The 18902-nt window shown below is 65.4% G+C and carries 19 protein-coding genes; 3 read left to right on the top strand and 16 right to left on the bottom strand.

All coding sequences use genetic code 11. The annotated features are described in order from the left end of the window. Positions 1-40: 40 nt before the first annotated feature. On the bottom strand, positions 41-364 hold the full coding sequence (locus tag KF730_RS15260; RefSeq protein ID WP_294098742.1) for a DUF736 domain-containing protein: 324 nt from the start codon (positions 362-364) through the stop codon (positions 41-43). Between the two features lie 666 nt (positions 365-1030). On the opposite strand from KF730_RS15260, the gene KF730_RS15255 reads away from it, so the two are divergent. Beyond that, complete coding sequence (locus KF730_RS15255) at positions 1031-1378, top strand: hypothetical protein (RefSeq protein WP_294098739.1); 348 nt, start codon at positions 1031-1033, stop codon at positions 1376-1378. A gap of 19 nt (positions 1379-1397) precedes the next feature. Here the strand turns inward: KF730_RS15255 and KF730_RS15250 are convergent, their stop codons facing one another. The 3 genes from KF730_RS15250 to KF730_RS15240 all read right to left on the bottom strand — a co-directional run bounded on the left by KF730_RS15250 (position 1398) and on the right by KF730_RS15240 (position 3159). Then, positions 1398-1565 (bottom strand): hypothetical protein, encoded by a 168-nt coding sequence (locus KF730_RS15250; protein WP_294098737.1) that lies wholly within the window; start codon positions 1563-1565, stop codon positions 1398-1400. Positions 1566-1853: 288 nt separating this feature from the next. Further along, entirely contained in the window at positions 1854-2603 is a 750-nt protein-coding gene (locus KF730_RS15245) for an HAD-IIB family hydrolase (RefSeq protein WP_294098734.1), read from the bottom strand. Between the two features lie 61 nt (positions 2604-2664). Then, positions 2665-3159, bottom strand: a complete 495-nt coding sequence (locus tag KF730_RS15240; protein WP_294098732.1) for a MucR family transcriptional regulator — start codon at positions 3157-3159, stop codon at positions 2665-2667. 161 nt (positions 3160-3320) lie between these two features. Between KF730_RS15240 and KF730_RS15235 the strand changes: the two genes are divergently transcribed. Next, complete coding sequence (locus tag KF730_RS15235) at positions 3321-3839, top strand: hypothetical protein (protein WP_294098730.1); 519 nt, start codon at positions 3321-3323, stop codon at positions 3837-3839. Positions 3840-3869: 30 nt separating this feature from the next. On the opposite strand, the gene KF730_RS15230 is transcribed toward KF730_RS15235, so the two are convergent. The 7 genes from KF730_RS15230 to KF730_RS15200 all read right to left on the bottom strand — a co-directional run bounded on the left by KF730_RS15230 (position 3870) and on the right by KF730_RS15200 (position 11144). Then, positions 3870-5171 carry a DUF4238 domain-containing protein gene (locus KF730_RS15230; protein ID WP_294098724.1) on the bottom strand — a complete coding sequence of 434 codons (1302 nt, stop codon included), beginning with the start codon at positions 5169-5171 and terminating at the stop codon, positions 3870-3872. A gap of 2 nt (positions 5172-5173) precedes the next feature. After that, entirely contained in the window at positions 5174-6079 is a 906-nt protein-coding gene (locus KF730_RS15225; RefSeq protein ID WP_294098722.1) for a HEPN domain-containing protein, read from the bottom strand. A 46-nt stretch (positions 6080-6125) separates the two neighbouring features. Further along, entirely contained in the window at positions 6126-6317 is a 192-nt protein-coding gene (locus KF730_RS15220) for a sigma factor-like helix-turn-helix DNA-binding protein (protein ID WP_294098719.1), read from the bottom strand. 180 nt (positions 6318-6497) lie between these two features. Beyond that, positions 6498-7421 (bottom strand): DUF2493 domain-containing protein, encoded by a 924-nt coding sequence (locus KF730_RS15215; protein WP_294098711.1) that lies wholly within the window; start codon positions 7419-7421, stop codon positions 6498-6500. Further along, complete coding sequence (locus KF730_RS17800; RefSeq protein ID WP_365973764.1) at positions 7414-8346, bottom strand: ParB/Srx family N-terminal domain-containing protein; 933 nt, start codon at positions 8344-8346, stop codon at positions 7414-7416. The genes KF730_RS15215 and KF730_RS17800 overlap by 8 nt, the downstream gene beginning before the upstream one ends. A gap of 119 nt (positions 8347-8465) precedes the next feature. Next, entirely contained in the window at positions 8466-9665 is a 1200-nt protein-coding gene (locus KF730_RS15205) for a DUF932 domain-containing protein (RefSeq protein ID WP_294098709.1), read from the bottom strand. 189 nt (positions 9666-9854) lie between these two features. Next, positions 9855-11144, bottom strand: a complete 1290-nt coding sequence (locus tag KF730_RS15200) for a hypothetical protein (RefSeq protein WP_294098706.1) — start codon at positions 11142-11144, stop codon at positions 9855-9857. An 84-nt stretch (positions 11145-11228) separates the two neighbouring features. Here KF730_RS15200 and KF730_RS15195 point away from each other — a divergent pair, with 84 nt between their 5' ends. Next, positions 11229-12083, top strand: coding sequence for a hypothetical protein (locus tag KF730_RS15195; protein WP_294098704.1), 855 nt, complete (start codon positions 11229-11231; stop codon positions 12081-12083). 275 nt (positions 12084-12358) lie between these two features. Here the strand turns inward: KF730_RS15195 and KF730_RS15190 are convergent, their stop codons facing one another. From KF730_RS15190 to KF730_RS15170, 5 genes are all read right to left on the bottom strand, one after another. After that, positions 12359-13081: a hypothetical protein gene (locus KF730_RS15190; RefSeq protein WP_294098701.1), complete on the bottom strand. Its 723-nt coding sequence runs from the start codon at positions 13079-13081 to the stop codon at positions 12359-12361. Positions 13082-13495: 414 nt separating this feature from the next. Continuing rightward, positions 13496-16759 carry an error-prone DNA polymerase gene (locus KF730_RS15185; RefSeq protein ID WP_294098699.1) on the bottom strand — a complete coding sequence of 1088 codons (3264 nt, stop codon included), beginning with the start codon at positions 16757-16759 and terminating at the stop codon, positions 13496-13498. After that, positions 16759-17106: a DUF6504 family protein gene (locus KF730_RS15180; RefSeq protein WP_294098697.1), complete on the bottom strand. Its 348-nt coding sequence runs from the start codon at positions 17104-17106 to the stop codon at positions 16759-16761. Before KF730_RS15180 ends, KF730_RS15185 begins: the two co-directional genes overlap by 1 nt. After that, entirely contained in the window at positions 17103-18164 is a 1062-nt protein-coding gene (locus KF730_RS15175; protein ID WP_294098695.1) for a hypothetical protein, read from the bottom strand. The genes KF730_RS15180 and KF730_RS15175 overlap by 4 nt, the downstream gene beginning before the upstream one ends. After that, a complete protein-coding gene (locus tag KF730_RS15170) occupies positions 18082-18858 on the bottom strand; it encodes a protein ImuA (protein WP_294098692.1) in 777 nt (258 codons plus the stop codon). The genes KF730_RS15175 and KF730_RS15170 overlap by 83 nt, the downstream gene beginning before the upstream one ends. Positions 18859-18902 lie beyond the last annotated feature (44 nt).

Below are 18902 nucleotides of genomic sequence, written 5' to 3'. Positions count from 1 at the left end.
AGGCGCCCCGCCGTGTCCGGCGGGGCGCCTTGGCGTCGTGTCAGTCGTTGCTGGAGCGCCGCGGGCGCGACCAGATCAGGCTCGAGCTTTCGCCGCCATCATCGTCGAAGAGGTTCGCGAAGATGGGCTGGGAGAAGCTGGGGTCGTCGAGCTTGACCGAGAGATAGGGACGCTGTTCGGCCGAGGTCTTGGCCCAGGCGGCGCCGATTTCCGCGCGGCCGACAAAGACCCGATGGGTGGGCGCGTTGTCGTTCGCGCTGGCGGGTTCGGGGACGATCCGGACGCCCTTGGCCTGGACGCTGAGGGTCACGATCGAGCCCTGATATTCCTCGCCGACTTTCTTGAAGCTGCCGATGTTCGCCATTGTCTTAATCCTCAATTCCTCAAGGCCGCCCCATGCGGCCTCGATGGCGTCAAAAGGACGGGTGCGAATGACGCCGCAGCTTTGCCCGAAGCGGAGCGGAGGACTGCCAAAGCGGGCTTTCTTGCCTCGCGAGGAATGGGCGCAGCCCAGGGGAAGAAAGTCCGCGACGCAGTTGCGGCTAGTCAGGCGAGGCGCAGCCGGTATCCGTCCATACGGCCATCAACGAGGCCTCAGGGGCGGCTTGGAACACCGGGGATGATGGTGGCGAACCCGACGCTTCGGGCAGAATCGGCGGGGCAGGTCTCGATCCCAGCCCCATATCCTGGCCGGGTTACGGACCTCCCCAAATTGGCGAGCAGAGCGACCTGCCCCTTCCAGCGGACAAGGCCGGTTGCGCGCTCAGCCGCGTTGGGCAAGGCAGCCGTGAAGCACCGGTTCGAAGGTCAGCAGAGCCCTCTCGCCGCCGCCTTTCGCGCCCCGGGACGAAAAGGCGGGAGCCCCGCCCAGCCATCGTTCGCCTGGCGCCAGATGCAACCTTTCGGGGCCAAGGCGCCCCGCGGCCAGGCGGGCGCCGATCGCGGGAGACAATGCGCAAGCGCCCTCGGTTGGAATTGCGCGCCAGATGTTCTATATTCGTTCCACCGAATCGAAGCAGGATATTTGATGGTGGCTGGCGGTAACAAGGCGAACGAGGGGGATCGCGCCCTCACCGAAAGCGAAGCGGATTACTCGAAGCGACTGTTCGATGCCGTGCTCGATGCGGTGATCAACCTCAATGCCGTGCCGGGAACGGAAGGCGGCTATGTCAGCCCCGATATCGTGCGGATCGCGCTGACCGATGTGATGGTGGCGGTCGACTTCAATTGCGGCCTCGGCCGCGTGCCGAGCGAGCGCCGCAAGACCGGCGAGTATATCGGCTCGCGTTACGCGAAACTGCTCAAGGACTTCATCGACAATCCCGAATGCGCATGGACACCGGCGATGCAGGTCACTCGCGAAGGCGCGATGAACTAGGCGGCCCTGTCGCGCGCCGTCAGCGCGCGAACGGGTCGTATTCGCGAACGATCAGCGACGGATCTCCGTCGAACTCACGCTCTTCGGCGACGCCGAAATTGCTGCCTTCGATGCGGAACACGACGACGATGGTCATCAGGGTCCGCGCCAGGTTCCAGGCGTTCTTTTGTGCGAGGATGAGCGGCATCTCGATGCTCCTGTCCGGGAGCGGGGACCGCCCCCGCTCGACAGGCGCCCGAAGTGTCCGGCGCACGGCCGCAATCACCGTGCAGCCGCAGGCGAAGCGGCCGCATGCACAGCATAGCGGACCCTTTACGGGTTGATGGCGTCAGGCCGTGGGCCGGGCCAAGGAAGTGCCTCAAAGAGCGGGGGCGGTTCCCGCGCCGGGTTCAAAGGACGATGCCGCTCTTCCTCATAAGGACGACCATCCGCGACCAGCAGCGCTGATCAGAGTCCTCGGCCCGTTGCCGACATGCTAGCTGCCGAGGCAGGCGATAACCCCGGTCACGACCGCGATCGTCTCGGCGACGTCGCGCACCTTCACCGTGTCGAGCCCGAGCGTAAATGCCGGATAATCGTTGCCGCCAGGATAGATCGCATCCCCGAGGAAAAGCATCTGCGCCAGCGCGACACCGCTCTCCTCACTCAAGCGTCGCAGGCCATAGGCCTTGTCGATCCCCTTGCGCGTGACGTCGATCGAGGTGGTCCCGCCCAGGTTGATCGACAGGTCGGGCAAGGCGGCAGGAAGCGTAGCCTGCAGCGCGGTGCGCTTGGCCCGATCGGGATCCCAGGCCTCCTTCGCGTCCAGAGGGGCCTGCTGCCCTAGGCCCGAAAAGGTAATCTGGCTGCCGCGATCTTCGATCCGCTCGCCCCATATGCACTCGTCCGCAAGGCCGGCATCAGCAAGGGCCCGGTCGAACGCCGCCAGAATCTCCGCGCGCTCATCAGCGTCGAACAGGTCGGCATAGGCGCGCCGCCAAGCCCCGTCGGCAAACCGGTACAGCTTGGTGCCGGTGGTCGGCATGAGCCAGAGCCGCTCGCGCGCGGCGCCCGCGGGCAGCCGCGATGCGATCTGCTTCTCGAACTGCGGCCAGTCACCGCCCGAGATGATCGCGGCGTCGGCGACCGCCAGAAGCCGCGCAAGCAGCGCGGCAACTTCATCCGACAAGGGCTGCTTGCTCTCGGCGAGGGTGCCGTCGAGGTCGAATGCGATCAGCTGTTTCATCGGCGCCGGCGTCCAGGTTCGGGCATAGTCGTTCCCGAACGCACGGCGCGGTGAATCAGCCCTACTTCGCGCGCTTGGTTACGGGCTTCGGCGCGTCCGCTGCCGCGGCACCGGCCCGCGCGCCGCGACCCTTGGAGCCCAGGCCAATCTTCTTTGCCATGGCGCGGCGCTGCTCCGAATAGTTCGGCGCGACCATTGGGTAGTCGTCCTTGAGATTGTAGCGCCGGCGATATTCCTCGGGCGTCAGGCCGTGCGTCGACAAGTGACGGCGGAGCGTCCGGTAAGGCTTGCCGTCGATCAGCGAGATGATGTGATCCTTGGAAGCGAGCGACTTGCGAACCGTAACCGCTGGCGCGAATTCCTGTTCGGCGGGCGCTTCGTCGGAGGCAGCTGCGGGCGCAGCAGGCGTGCCGGAAAGTTCAGTGATCGTCGCGTGCATGGTCCGCAAAAAGGTCGGGACTTCTTCGGCCGTGCAGCGATTATTCTGGTTTCCGAGCCAGGCGATGGTGAGTTCGGCCGCTAGTTCGACCGTATTCAAGCTAATCTCGTCCGACATAGGATATTCTCCAGTATTATAGGGCGACGCACGCCACGTTGCCGCTCCTTTGCGTCCACGACAATGAAGAGTCTCGGAAGAAATGTTCTACCGGACCGATCAGAACTCATTTCCTTTCCTGTCCTCACCTATTCTCAACGAGCTTTGGCTAACCCGGAGAGATGAACGCGCAAACGCAGACGCTCGAAGGCGTGCCGCTGCTGGATTTTGACGTGGCATGCTCGCGGCTGAACCAGTGGCGCGGGCATATGACCGAGAATTTCGCTCGATCCGAGCAGGCCGTTACCGAGACGCTCGCGGCGCTCAACGCGACCGATATCGAAATCAAAGGGACGAAGTTCCCGCATCTCGTCGGGCAGCGGTATGAGCGCTTGGCGGCGATCCTGTCATCGGGCGCCAGTCAGACCGGCCACCGTAAAGCCGCGCTGAGCGCGATCGAGCGGTTCCGGGCTCACGATTCCCTGCGCACGATGCTGTGCCACGGGGTGACGAAGATGGCGATCGATCGCGCAGGCGAGTGGCTCGCGCTCATGACCGTCACCAGCTTCAAGGGCGGGGGCACCACGACCACGAAGCTGACTCTGCAGGAATGCGAGGCCCGCCCGCTGCTCGAACAGATTGTGGACGAGCGTCGCCGCGTCTGCGCTGCCCTTGGGCAGGTGCGACGCGAGATCAGGTGATCGGATCGGGACGCGATCCGAGCAACCCGTTCAGTCCTCACCTCGCGCCGCGATCGCCGCGGCGATGTCCGTGAGCAAGGCGGACGGCGCTTCGGGCGCAGGGAGATCTGCCACAACGAAGGAAGGATGCGTCAGGAATTCCCGGTCGGCGGCGTTCGCCAGCGCCGCGGAGATGCGCCGGGCGAGTGCCTGATCTGCAGGAAGATGCCGGGGCACGATCCGCTTCACCGCCTCGCGATCCGGCAATGTCACGAAGCATGCTTTGGGCGAAAGCGGAGCGATCAGACGCAGCCCGTCATCACCCGGTGCCCGCACACCGAACGTATCGGGCAATACGAAAACCGGCTCGGCAGACTTCACTACCGCCCAGCGGCTTTCCATCACTGGGGTAGCCAGCAGGCGATACAGATCGTTATTCTGGAACATCGCCTCGTAGGAGCGTTCGAGCGTCCATTCTCCCTCGCTGGGATCGAGCGCATCGATAACGGGTGCGAGATGGTCGTTGTGCCGCTCGATAAAGGTTGGATTGCGCAGCAGCTGGATAATCAGAAAGCCGACGAACGCCTCGCGCTGAGGCCCGTTGAGAGGCCTGGTATCCAGCAGCATCTCGATGGGCTTCTTCGCATCGCCCTCGAGCAGGCTGAAATACGCTTCGAGCCGATCACTGTAGAGATTGTGGCGATATCCCCATTCTCCGAACCCGCGCCGGGCAGAAATCCAGCCATCCCCGTCGCGGCGCCAACGGAGCACCTTGCCATCGACCGCCCAGAGATCGCGGATGAACCAGCGGGGGATGAAGTGGTTCTTGCCCACCGGCTTTACCGCGAGGACCTGCTTGCGAGGATTGGCCTTGCGCTTCGCTGCGGCGATGGTCTTGGGCTTATAGCGCTCCTCGATCAACCGGCCCCAGATATGATCGAAGGCCATGCGAGCCGTGTTCGTGATCGTCTCAGCGCCGGCTGAACCGAGCACAGCCTCGCGCTCCGCGACCAAATCGATATCCCCCGGCTCCCGATCGGGCAGACGTTTCTCGACTACGCGCTCGCCAAGCCAGAGCGAGAGCTTGGCGATCTCCAGCGCCATCTCCTCGCGAAGGTCGATATCCAGGGGTGTCTCGTCAGGACGCCCGAGTTCGAACATCTGGACGATGATGCGGTGCACGACTTCATCGTAGATCAAGGCAAGGGCATCGATGAGTTCGTCGGGGGCGCCAGTCAGCACCTTCGATACGGCGCTACGCGACATAGCCGGTCGGATCGATTTGAAGGGAAGCGGCTCAGCGACAGGGGGCGGTGCCGAAGGCGTGCCGCCGACGGCGGGCGTGCGCGCCATCGCTAGAGCCCGGCAGCGGCCCGAAGCTCGGCAAGCCGCTCGAGGCAGACCTGCTCGACGATATCGCGCAGCCGCGTCACGGACATGGCGAGCGCGTCTAAATTTTCCGCGCCGATCTCGTAGCTCGGCGAATAGCGTGCCTCGACATAGGCGCGCTTCAGCAATTCGAAGCGGCGGCGATCGAGGCGAGTTGCGCGCGGCCATGCATCGACAAGCCGAGGCTCCTTGTCTTCAGCGATTGAACGCAGAAACTTGATGTTGTGCGATCGAGGAAAATAGAGCGTACGCACAAGCAGAAAGCAGATGAACAGTCGTTCGGCTGCTTGGTGCAGCATGAATGCGGCGTCTCGGAGCACACCATTGTCCACGCTGGTACCCGCAAGTGAACGGGCGTGATCAGCTAACGGCAGCCAGTGTTCAAAATACTCCTGAGCCATCCGATAAGCATCGGCCGGCGTAAGGGGCTGTGGCGCGGCAAGCGCGTGCTGAGGCAGCTCGTAGAGCACGACCCCATCGCGAACGATATCGACCCAGAAATACTCGCCGCGCTGAAGGGCCTGGTTCACCTCATTAAGGGTGTGGACGATGATGTTGACCGGGCGCTGCACGGCGGGATCGTGGAGAATCTTGTCCTCCGCGATGTACCAATATGCCGCGACATCGGTCAGATCCTCGTGGCTGACGATGACCAGCAGATCGAAATCGGACTGGTAGCCGTTGTCGGGCTCATCGACCCAGTCGTCGCGCGCGTAGCTGCCGAACAGGATGATCTTGAGGATCTTGCCGTTCTTCTTCCACGGCTGGGTCGAGGTCGAGATTGCCTGCGCGAATTCCGCCATCAGCGTGTCGCGCACGCGTGCCAGCTCGGCCTGCTGGACATCTGGCAAGTGATCGAGATCGACGCGCATGTTCATTTCCTAGCTGCGGCTTGCCGTTTCCTCAATGTTCCTGCGGTCATCCGGGAAATTGCATGAGGTGGGTCATGGCGGAGCCGAGGAGGCGCTCGACCTCGGCAACGGTGGTGTCGAGCTCGGCAGCGATCTCGAAATAATCGAGGTCGCGGTAGCGTGCGCGCTGGAACACCTGCCACTCGGGTTCGGGCATGGCTTCGATTGCGCGTTTCAGTCTGCGAAGCTCGCGGTTCATGATCATTCTCCATGACATATCGGCCGAAGCCGGGGGAGAGGCGGTGCGGGCCCGCGACAGGAGGTGGGGCGCACCCGAAGGGCCGGAACGACGTGGAGGACATGGGCCGCAGGTCCATGTTGCGGCGCGCCGGCGCGGGCCCAGGACAGGCTCGCCCGGCTTTGGCAGTGTCGGCGGCGATCATCGCCGCCGGTGATCGATGATCGCGATCCCGGCGCTGCGCGCCTTGTCGAACAGATTGTTCTGGATGCCGCCGCCGGGGAAGATGATGATGCCGCGCGGCATCAGGCCGATCACCTGGTCGTTGCGCTTGAACGGTGCGGATCCACGGCTGTGCTTGGCGAAGTCGGGGGCGATCGGAACTTGCTGCACCTTGCGCTCGCGAGCCCAAAGGGCTGCGATATGCTCGGCGCCCGTGCGCGAAGCGCCATGGAGAAGCACCATGCCTGGATGGCGACCGTGCACCTGATCGAGCACCTGCCAGATCGTGCGATGGTCCGAATAATCAGCGCCGCCGCTGACATAGATGCGCTCCCCGGGAGGCACGAGCAGCTTTGCATCGGCATATCGCCGGTCGTTGACGAATTCGCGGCTCTCGATCACCGCGGCGGTCATCGCCCGCCGGTTGAGCATCGACCCGGTCTTGGGTAGCCAGGGCTTGCGCAGATGATGCCGAAACTGCTCTGCGAACGCTTCGCGAAAGGCTTCCATCGCATCGCGGCGCTCGATCATGGTGCGGCCCACAGCGATGAGCGTCTCAAGTTCGACCGAAGCCACCTCCGATCCGTCCTGCTCGCGCTGCGACCGCTTCTGCGCCAGCTCGTTGGCGTCCAGCTGGTGATCGGCCCGTTCGACCGCACGGTGGAAGACGTTGGTGAAGCCCCAGAGCAGTTCCTCCAGTTCGGGCTCAAGGCGCGTGTCCGCGAGGCTGGCACCCATGGCATCGAACGTGTCGGCTGCGGCCGCCTCGACCAGCCTACCCTCGGGCAATGGCCTTGGATCGAGTTCGTCCTCGAACGGCCTGCGCCCGAAGAGTTCTAGCTCCTGCAGCAAGTGCGAAAACTGCGATCCGCCGCCTTCGCCAATGTCGTGAACGTCATCCACTTCGAATTCTCCCGGGCTGTGGCCGCGTCGCTTGCGGCCTTCCTGGCGACAAAAGGCGGTGGCGCAGGCGGTCGTGCACGGCCGAGCGCAGCGGACGGCAAGGCCGGCGGCCGCCGAAGCGCAGCGGAGGACCCGGAAGCGCGGCTATTTTGGTTCGCGATGCAAAGCGGGCGACAAGCCCGCGGCGGAAAATAGCCGCGCGAACGGGTTGCACTGGCGCGGGCGCTGCCGACCGGTCGCCCTCTGGGAAGGCGCGTGACGCGGACTCCAGCAGCCGGGACGCAGAAGCGATGCCGGCGACAGGTTTAGGTGCGGTCGTCGCCATGAAGTTGCGCGAGGATCTGATCCCTGAGCCGGTCGAGACCGATCGCGCGGAGATCCGCATTGAGGTCATGCCGTCGGCGGCGTAGACTTCATGCAGCGCCGGCGACACGCAGGCGAGCTTGAGCCGCTGGCGTACCACCGCAGGCGTGACGTGGAAGCGGGCCGCGACGTCCTCGATCTCGCCGCCCTGGTCGACGAGATTCTTCATGCCGCGGAATTCGTCGAGCGGGTGGAGCGCCTCGCGCTGGACATTCTCCGCAAGGCTGTCCTCTTCGGCGGAGACGTCAGCGTCGGCCGGCTTGACGACGCAGGGAACGATCGCGTCGGCCGCGAGCCGCTTGCGCTTGACCAGGATTTCCAGTGCGCGGAAGCGCCGGCCGCCCGCCGGCACATGGAAGGTGCCGGTGTCCTGGCCATCGGCATCGAGCAGCGGCCGGACGCTGAGACCCTGGAGCAGGCCGCGACGCTCGATGTCCGCCGCCAGTTGCTCGATGGTGACGCCGTTCTTGACGCGGCGGACATTGGCCTGGGACAGGACCAGCAGGTTGAAGGGAATCCCCTGCGCGGGCGCAAGGACGAGCTTGGGTTGGGCTTTCGCCATGTCGGTTCTCCATGGCGGAGCGCCGGAAGACTCTCTCCCGGCCCTCACTCCGCCATGGGAGCGGCGCAGCCCTCTTCCTCTAGGAGGAGGGCCGCGCCGCAGGAGACGAAAGGCGTGGGTCAGTGGACCGCGGAGAGGAGCTTCGAGGCCTTGCCCTCGAGATCGAGCCGCGCATCCTGATGGGGTTTGTCCCGCGCCAGCGCGGTGATCCCCTGGACGAAGTCGAAGATCGAGGCGGGCGGATGCCCCTCCTCGTCGAGTACGGTGGCGATGATCTTGCCGGTCTCGGCCTTGGAGAAGCCGCGCTTGCGCAGGAAGTCCTGCCGGTCCTCATCGGTGCGGGCGACGATCCGCTGTCGCGCCGCAAGGATGCCCGTCATGAACGGCTGTGGCGAGGAGGTCGCGAAATTCTCCAGCGCGGGCGCCGCCTCGTGCGCGAAGCGGTTCGCCGCGAACTTCGAATGGCGAATGCTAATCTCCTCGAAGCCCTCGGCGCCCCAGATGTTGCGGTTCATGCAAACCGCGCGGAGGTAGAAGCTGGCCATGCCGAGCGTCTTCGCGCCGACCTCGCTGTTCCAGCAGTAGAAGCCGCGGAAGAACAGGTCCGGGTCGCCGTTGGGCAGCCGCCCGGCTTCGATCGGATGGGCATCGTCGACCAGGAACAGGAAGACGTCGCGGTCGCTGGCGTAGAGAGTGGTCGTGTCCCTGGTCACCTCGACATCCGGGTTGTGCATCATGGTCGACCAGTCGAGCAACCCGGGCACCTTCCAGCGGGTGTCGCCGGTACCGTTGCCGGCGATCTTCATCACCGCCTCGACCAGCTCGTGGTCCCAGATCCGGCCATAATCGGGTCCGGTCACGGCGCGCAGCTCGGTCCGCCCGTTCTCGGTTTCGAGCGTCTTCATCAGCTCGCCGCGATGGCTGAGCAGGCCATGCTGGAGATTGATCCCGGCAAGTGGCGCAGGCAACTGTCGCAGATAGCCCGAAGGCGCCCCGACCAGGCTGGCGAGCTGGCCGAACGACCAGTGGGTGGGCGCGACCGGCTCGGCACGGCCGGGCACGATGAGCGCCAGGCGCTCGGCATTGTCGCGGCTCGCCTCCACCCGCACCTCGCGGGTCTCGATGGTCCGGGTCGTGGCGCGCCTGGCCCGCGCCAGGGTCGCGGCGTGAAGCTCGCGCAGGGAAAGATATCGCTCGTCGTCGGGCCGCGAGAACCATTCGGACGAGACCCGCCCGATGCGCCGGCCCCTCGATATATCGACCTTGTAGGACGCGGTGCGCGGTGGCGGCGCGGAAGCGTAGTTGAGGACAGTCGCCATGGAAATTCTCCGCGACGGGCGCCGAAAGACTCTCTCCCGGCCCTGACCCGTCACGGCCGAACGGCCGCCCTCTTCCTCTCAGCCGATCGACGTGGGGCGAAGCACCCGCGAAAGGCATGCGACCGGCAGCCGAGGGGCCTCCAGGAAAGCCTTCGCCTTCCGGACCTCCACCATCGGAACACTAAGGCGTCAGGCAAGGCTGTTCAAATAATCTTCGCGTGTTGTCTGCCCGGCCGGGCCATTGGCGACATCGATCAGCGCGACCGCCACGCGTCGCGCGAGACTGCGGGCGAGGTTGCGGTCCTTGCTCGACACCGTCCCCTGAAAGGCGCGGCCGTGAACGAAGGCGCTGCGCGTCTCGAACATGGCTTCATAGTCCACGCCGGCCTTGGGGTCCGCAAGCAGCAGCTCGACCCGCTTTGCCACCCGACCCTTCGCGGTCATTCTCGGCTTGCTTGAATTCCCGAAATCAGACCGCAAGCCCAGCGCCGCTTCGATCATCGTCATATGCGCCATGATCTGGTCCATCCCGTCGCTGAATGCGGCGCGGAGCAGAATATGCCTGACCGGTGTTTCGAACAATGGGGTCTTCCCCGCCGCTTCGATCCGGACCCACCAGCCAGGATCGAACCCGGCGAGCACCACCTCCGCTTCGTCGTCGAGATAGATATGAACAGGACGCTGATATTCGATGATTTCGCCATCATATTCCTGGTGGGAGGCGTCCTCCCAAGTCAGCGTGTCCGCCGAAGGAACCGAGCGCGGTCGAACGAAAAGATCGTCCGAGGCGGTGTGGATCCACGGGATCGAGAATGCGCGCCAATCATATTCGAGCGAATGCCAATCCTCCCATGGCGCGAGCAGCAGGCCGAACAAGGCGTCGCCGACGGCTGCCGGATGGCTGCCCGCATGCGGCTCGATCGCACCATAGTCACGATTGAGCGTCTCGTAGAGGAACGGCATGGCACGCTGCCCAGCGCGCGGGACGGCGAGAGCCTGCTCCTCGACCACCAACCAGCGGAATTGCGCCAGGCGCCGGCTATCGAGCGGGAGCTGCGGATAGTGTCTCGCCAGCCGGGGAGCGTCGAAAAGGTCGTCGAGCTCCGAGGCGGTATAGTGGCGTACGGATGCGTCGCCGAAGCGCATTTCGGGAAGATCGCCCGCCAGGTCCAGCGGGCACAGATAGGTTCGCCGCACGGTCGGCGTCTCGAAGGCGCGCACGAATGCACCGGCACCCTCATCGAGCGAAAGGGGTAGCGCCGGTCCCTTCATCAGACAGGGAAGGCCCGCACTGCGCAGCGCATCACTTAGACCGAACGAGAAGCCGAGCCCGGTATCCGCGGCGGGAAACGTATCCGCGCAAAATGCCTTGAATGCCGTGAAGGCAGGATGACGATAAAGGTCCGCAGGCCCTGGCGGCTTTAATGCCCATAGGGGCGCCAGGGCAGCCCTGGTCTGGTCGAGACGATCTGTGGTCATTGCGCATCCAGTGTCGCACGCCGATTGTGGGTCAGGCTAGATCGTCAAAGCATTCGGCTTGGGATGGCGGTCGGGGGAGACAAGTTGAACGACACCGAGCGCGAGGCGATCATCCTCAACAGCGCGTGGGATATGATCGACGGGATGGTCAATTGGGCCATCTTCGAGAAGACCGATCGCGTCGAGATTTCCAACCTCTGGTTCCCGAGCAGTCAGCACCGCCAGCTGTTCCTCATCCTGCTCGCCGACTTCCTGTCCCAGACGCGAGGCTATAGCGGCAGGCCGATCCCGCTCGGTTTGCAGGAGCCGCCCAGCGGCACCGCACCATCCAACCTCACCTTCCTGTTCCACCTCCGGCAGGTCTGCGCCAACCCCGTGTTCAATCACGACGCCTCGGAGCTTTTGGCTGCGGTCGAGGGATTTACGGCATGGCTCGAGCGCGAATTCGTCACCGAAGGGGTGAACCTCCACGGGATCGATGTCGTGACGGACCTCAAGGTCTCACGACTTCAATATATCCGCATCTGCGGCGATATCGCCAAGCACAACCTCGCCCGGCTTGAGGCGAACACCAAGCGATTGCGCGACCTGCTGGCGGCAGCCGGCAGCCCGATCAGCGAGAGCCAGGCCTATCTGGCGATCCCGTCGTTCAACGAGTGGTTCGCCGACAATATCTTCATCTATCATGCGAGCCATATCGCCGAGTTGCTCAACAATATCCGCTGGGCGATCTATCGCTACCTCCAGCCCGAATTCCGTCGCTCTTGGCACCGGTCGGAAGGGTGGAGCGAGCTGTTTCCGATGTATGGCTATAATGTCCCGGCCGCGATTCAGGAGCCGATCGTACATGCGATGTACTGGGACGCCATGAACCGGTCGCGGTCAGTGCCCTATGTGCAGGAGTTCGTTATTCCGGCTCATTCGAAAACGGAATATTGAGTCGGGCAACGGTCCCTTCCCGGCGAAAAAGCAAAAAAAGGGAGGCCGTGAAGCCTCCCTTTCGAATTCCGACCATCCGCTTCATGGTCTTCCCGAAACTTTCCCCTTACGGGCTTGACCTCGGGAAAGGTGCTAGCGCGGACCTGCAGAGTTTTGACGCCCTGCCTCATATTTAACGACCCTGAGGTTGATACAAGGTCGCGGATTGCTCCGATTCAACAACGTCTAGGTAGGCAAAAAGCCCCGAGAAGTCAAGGTCAGCGCCTCGAAACCCCTCACGAGCCACTGAGGAAACAGATGCCTGCCGCCGTCGCGCCCAATTGACCCTGCAGGATATCGCGGACCGAGGAAAGCGACGATCCGCTGGCAAAAATGTCATCGACCACCAGGATTCGCTTGCCCGCGATGTCCGGCACATCCCCCTCAAGATCGAAGGCGCGAAAGAGCAGCCTCAAGCGCAGGTCGATATCCTTGGCCTGATAGGTCGCAGCCGGGTCCATCTCTCCCCAGGCGTACATCTGCGCCGCGAATGGCTGCTTCAGACCCGCGCGCATCTTGGGCGGGGTAGCCTGATTCTCTGCCAGCAACTCGCCAACCAGCCGCTTTCTCAGGAAATTGGAGGGGAGCACGGGAACGCCAGAAACCTCCGAAATCAGGTCCGCGAATTCACCGCAAAAGGGCGAGGAGGACGGAATGGGAAGGATGAAGTCGAATTCTTTCAGCTCGCCCTCGACCTTGGCCAGGATCGCCTTTGCACGGCCCAGCAGCTGGTTCTTCCAATAGGGCATGATCGTGAAGCCGCGCCGGCCCTTGAGCGCGTGGACCAGCGGATTTCCGTCATCGCGGCGCGGTCCCATCTGGTTGCGACTGAATACGTGCAGCAGCGGAATGCCCTTGAAGCCGCTGCGCGTGGGGTTGCGATCGACCGAGGTGTCGACCGCATTCTCATGATGATCGTTGATAGTGACGACCTTCGCCGCCGATACGTCGATTCCCACGCCGGCCTCAAACCTCTCCCTGGCTATCCATGGGCGTTAGGGGCAAGCGGCCGCAGGACTATCCGTGCCGGCAATGTGTGGCTTTGAACGACCGTTCGCAAGCCAGCCGCCAACATTACGAGGCTTGGCCGGAGGCTTTGCGCAAGAAAAGGCGCAGTAGCGCGCAGGCGCGCGACCTCGAACGAGTCTGCGAACGTGACGACGCAAGGCTGACACGGAGCGCTAAGTGTTCATATCTGAATTCTTATCGCGCATAACATGTCATATCTGACAGGTTACATTCAAACGCTTGGTGGCGATTCGGCTCGGCTGCGCTGAAATTGCCGCCGACTGATTTCGGAGAGGAGGAGATCGGCCTGTCCGAAATATGCATACAGATTTCGGACACGGTGACGCCCGACTTCAAGACCGCCGCTAATGGAAATCATGGCTGCGCACCTTGATGAGGTCTTCCGGATCAACACCATTGGGAAAGGGCGGCGAATAGAGATCGCGAGGCCCTGGACGCCAGCCGGGCTCGCCGCGATCCGGCGCACCGGCATGGGTGGCACCGTCACCGCGCCCGAAGGTCACAGGCATCTTCATTCTTCCGACCGAGCGCAGCATCTCGTCCCGCGGGACCACGCGATCGACGATGACATGGATCACCGCACCCTCCTTCTGGAGACGCCCGCGCAACGACACCATCGACGCGGACATCACCACGCGGCGCTGCTTCTCGAAACGGTCGGGCCAGAGGATGCCGTTGGCGACGCCGGTTTCGTCCTCGATCGTGATGAACAGCACACCGCGTGCCGAGCCCGGCCGCTGGCGGACCAGGATGACGCCCGCGACCTCGACATGCCGGCCGTCGCGGATACTCGCGAGATCAGCACAGCGCACCACCTTCTCGGCGGCGAGCTGCCCGCGCAGGAATTGAAGCGGATGCGCGCGCAGCGACAGCTGCAGCGTGCGATAATCTTCGACCACCTCGCGGCCATCGGTCAGCGGCTGCAAGGTGACCCGCGGCTCAACGCCTTCGGGTGAGAAGCCGCCCTCGCGCGCATCGGCCGCGGCGAACAACGGCAAGGGCGCCTCGCCGAGCCCCTTCACCTTCCATAGACCCTGCCGGCGATCCTCGGCGATACAGTGGAACGCGTCCGCCTCGGCGAGGCGCTCGATCGCGGCGCGCGGCACGCCGGCGCGGCGCCACACCTCCTCGACGCTCTCATAAGGCGAGACCCCACGCGCGACCGCGATCGCCGCGCCATGGACATTGGCGAGGGAGCGCACCTGCCGGAAGCCGAGCCGGACTGCCAAGTACCGCCCGCCGGTCTTTTCCAGCGTGCAGTCCCAATGGCTGTCATTGATCGAGACGGGCCGCACTTCGACCCCGTGCCGCCGCGCGTCCTGGACGATCTGCGCCGGCGCGTAGAAACCCATCGGCTGGGCGTTGAGCAACGCTGCGCAGAAGACATCGGGATGATGGTGCTTTACCCAGCAGGACGCGTAGGCGATCTTGGCGAAGCTCGCGGCATGGCTCTCGGGGAAGCCATAGCTTCCGAAGCCCTCGATCTGCTTGAAGGTGCGCTCGGCGAAATCCTGCGGATAGCCGCGCGCGACCATCCCCCCGACCAGCTTGTCGTAAAAATGGCTGACACCGCCGGTCAGCTTGAAGGTCGCCATGGCGCGGCGCAGCTGGTCGGCCTCGGCGGGGGTGAAGCCGGCGCCGACGATCGCGACCTTCATCGCCTGCTCCTGGAACAGCGGCACGCCCAAGGTCTTCTCGAGCACGGCGCGAAGCTCGGGCTTGGGATATTCGGGCTTCTCCTTGCCCTCGCGCCGCCTGAGATAGGGATGGACCATGTCGCCCTGAATCGGGCCGGGCCGCACGATCGCGACCTCAATCACGAGATCGTAGAATTTGGTGGGCTTCATCCGCGGCAGCATCGACATCTGCGCCCGGCTCTCGATCTGGAAGACGCCGAGCGTGTCGGCCTTCTGGATCATCATGTAGACGTCGGGATCGTCGTCCTGGAGATCGGCCATGCCGATGCGGATGCCCTTGTCCGCCTCGAGCATGTTGAAGGCGCGGTTCATGCAGCCGAGCATGCCGAGTCCCAGCACATCGACCTTCATGAAACGAAGCGCGTCGATATCGTCCTTGTCCCATTCGATGATCTGGCGGTCCTCCATGCGCGCCGGTTCGATCGGCACGAGATCGTCCAGCCGGTCCTGGGTCAGCACGAAGCCCCCTGGGTGCTGCGACAGATGCCGCGGCGTGCCGATCAGCTGGCGGGCGAGCCGAAGCGTGAGCTTGAGACGGTGATCCTTCGCGTTGAGATTGAGGCTCTCGATCTGCTCATCCGAGATGCCGTCCATCGACCAGCCCCAGACCAGGCCGGTCAGCATCTTGGTGAGATCGCGCGGCAGCCCCAGCGCCTTGCCGACCTCGGCGACCGCGCCGCGGGTGCGGTAGCGCGTCACCACCGCGGTCAGCGCGCTGCGGGTCCGGCCATAGGTCTCATAGATCCACTGGATAATCTCTTCGCGCCGCTCATGCTCGAAATCGACATCGATGTCGGGCGGCTCCTTGCGCTCGCCCGAGACGAAGCGCTCGAACAGCAGTTCGTGCTGGATCGGATCGATCGAGGTGATGCCGAGCAGATAGCAGACGCAGCTGTTCGCGGCCGATCCGCGCCCCTGGCAGAGAATGCCGCGCCGCCGGCTTTCCTCCACAATGGAGCGAACCGTCAGGAAATATGGCGCATAGCCGAGCTGGTCGATCAGCCGCAGCTCGTGCGCGATCTGTTCGGCATAGGGTTTGGGCACGCCGTCCGGGAACTTGGCGGCCGCCGCTTCTTCGGTCAGGCAGGCCAGCGCTTCCTGCGCGGTCTTGCCCTCCATCACCTGCTCATAAGGATATTGGTAGCGGATCTCGCCGAGATCGAAAGTGCAGGCTCGCGCAATGTCCGCGCTCGCCGCGATCGCATCCGGAAACGAAGCGAAGCGGCGCTCCATCTCCTCCGGCGATTTGAGGTGCCGGTCCATAAACCGCTCGCGCCGGTAACCGAGCGCATCGACGGTGGTCTTCTCGCGGATCGCAGTCACCACGTCCTGGAGCGGCCGCGCTTCGGGCGAATGATAGAGGATGTCCCCGGTCGCGACCGCGCGGACGCGCACGGCTCGCGCCTGTGCATCCAGCACATGGAGGCGTTCGACATCGTCGGGCCGCCGCCGGTACGAGAGCGCCAGATAAGCGCGGGGCCCGAAAACCTGCGCAAGCTCGGCGAGATGCGCGGCGGTCACCGCATCGGGCAGATCGGGCACGAGGATCGCGACGATCCCCTCGGCATGGTGTGCGACATCGCTCCAGCCGAGGATGCAGCGGCCCTTGCCGCCGCGCGCCTTGCCGATCGAGAGCAGGCGGGTCAGCCGCGACCAGGCCGGCCGGTCCGTCGGGTAGAGGAGCAGCGCCCGGCCATCGGTCAGATCGACCCGGCTGCCGGCTATCATCCGCACGCCGGTCGCCTTCTGCCCGTCCCAACCGCGGACCACGCCCGCGACCGTGCTCCAGTCGGCCAGGCCGAGCGCGGTGTGGCCCAGCAGCTGCGCCGCAGCGAACAACTCCTCGGGCGCGCTCGACCCGCGCAGGAACGAGAAGTGGCTGGTCACCTGGAGCTCGACGTAGGTCGCCATCAGCCGAAAAAGCCGTGGAGATACCAGCTGAGATCCCCGGTCTCCGGCACGACGCCGTCGCCGCGGCGGAACAGCCAGAAGCGCTGTCCGCCTTCCACCTCGACCCGAAAATAGTCGCGCACCGCCCAGAGTTCGCGGTCGGTTCGCCACCATTCGCCATGGATGCGCTCGGGCCCGTCGCCGGCAATCACCCGATAGGACTTGCCGCGCCAGTTGAAGCGGCGCGGCGCGTGGTCGGGCAGAAGCGCGACCACATGCGACAGCAGCTCGGGACGCGGCAGCATCCGCACCGGCCGCTTCCAGGCAGGCCAGCCCTCCGGCTCGGCCAAGGCGCCCAGCCGCCTCACCGCGCGCTCGGGCACGTCGCTCTGCTCGAGCCCGATCCGAAAAACCGCTTCCTCCCCGGCGCGCCCGGCGAGCTGGTCGATCGCGGGCGCGAGGTCCGGCGGCGCATCGCCAGCCGCTTGGCGAGCGGCCCCCGCGGCATCGGATAGAGATCACCGACGCGCTCGAGCCCGAACCGCGCGGCGGCGGCCAGCGCCGGGGGATCGAGGCGAAGCGCGGCGATCGGCGCCGCGGCGAGCGCCGCCGCCTCGCCGCCCGGCGGCAAGCGGGTGACAGCTTCCCCGCCAAAGCGGGCCAGCGCGTGCGCAGCACCCGGCGTGCCGGCGACCCCCAGGCGTCCGGTAAAGCCGATCCGCGCGAGAAAGCGCAGCACGCGGACACAGAAGCGCGCTTCGCCGCCGTGCAGATGACTCGTGCCGGTCAGGTCTAGCCAGATCCCGTCGATGCCCGAGGGAGCGGCGACCGGCGTCCAGTGCGCGACGGCGTGCAAGGCCAGCCGGTCGAGCCAGGCCTGGTCGCCGGCGGCATCGGCGTCGCGCATATCGAGATCGCCGACCAGCGCGCGGGCATGCGCCGCCGCCATGCCGGGCACGAGGTCGAGCGCAAGTGCAGCGGGACAAGCGGCAGTCACCACCTCGCGCTGGCCGATGCGCTCGATCAGCACGGTCGGGCGCCCCCAGGGCAAAGCGCCAGGCGCGGCCGCCGGCATCGGCGGGCGCGCCTGACCCCGCTCGCCTTCATCGGACGGCATCGCCCGGAACGGGTGCTCGACCGGCTCGGATCGCCGCCCGAGCAGCCGCATGGGCGGCTGCTGGTGCGCGGGCAGTGCCGCGATCCGCTCCACTTCCGCTTCCCGGCCAAGCCCGCCCTGCGCCCAGCGCGCGCCGGGGCGCCAGCCCCCGCCGCGCGGGACCGAGCAGGCGCCCGGATCGTCGTCGATGCTCGGCGGCAGGATCGGCGCGGGCGACCAGGGCCGCTCAGGCGGCGCGGCGGTCCGCTCCAGCCGCCGCAGCCGCTCGATCGCGAGCTGGGGCAGGTAGAGCGAGGCGACCCTTGCCATCGCAGGCCTCGACTATGAGAGAAAAGGGATTGCCGCCACGCTGACGGACAAGATCGACCGACCAGCAGGAGCGCCCGACGCCGGCATGCGGCAATGGCACCGACGGTGCGCAGCCGATCCGCCACCGCGTGCAGGCAGCCGACGGAATTTCGAGCGGATCGCGTGCGGCCCGCGCCCAGCGCCGCAGCAACAGCATCGGCGTGCGTCCGTCGGCGGCGGCCAGCTGGAGCCGCCTTGTGGCGGTCTGATCGGCGGCCTTCACTTCCGCCACCACCGCCGCGAAGCTGCCGTCGCGCAGACAGTCCTCGGCAAGCGCGAGCGCCATGACCTCGTCCCGGCCTTCGCAGTAGAGCAATTTTCCCGGCGGCAGCCCGGCCTGTTCGAGCCCGGGCGCATAGAGATCGAACCGGGTCAGCGCCCAGGCGACACTCGCATTGGGCTCGGCCGCGAAGCGCGCTGCGGCCCCGGCGGTGAACAGAGTCGCGGCGGCATCATCACCCAGCGTCGGCGAGGCTGCGCTGATCTCGTGCAGGCCGCCGCCGTCAAGGCCGCCGCCACCCAGCCGTGTGTCGATCGTCTCGATCCCGAACGGCAGCAGCGGCGCACCGCTCGCCACCGGCAGGGCGATACGCGCCTTCAGCTCGGCGAGCAGGCGTGCGCGTTCAGTCTCGGCAAAGGCGGCATCGGTCAGCATAAGGGAATAACGACTCGTTCGTTCCCATTATGTTCCGGTGAGTC

Origin of the sequence: Sphingomonas sp. (assembly GCF_019635515.1) — a bacterium.
GTDB lineage: Bacteria > Pseudomonadota > Alphaproteobacteria > Sphingomonadales > Sphingomonadaceae > Sphingomonas.
This window is presented reverse-complemented; position numbering and strand designations above follow the sequence as displayed.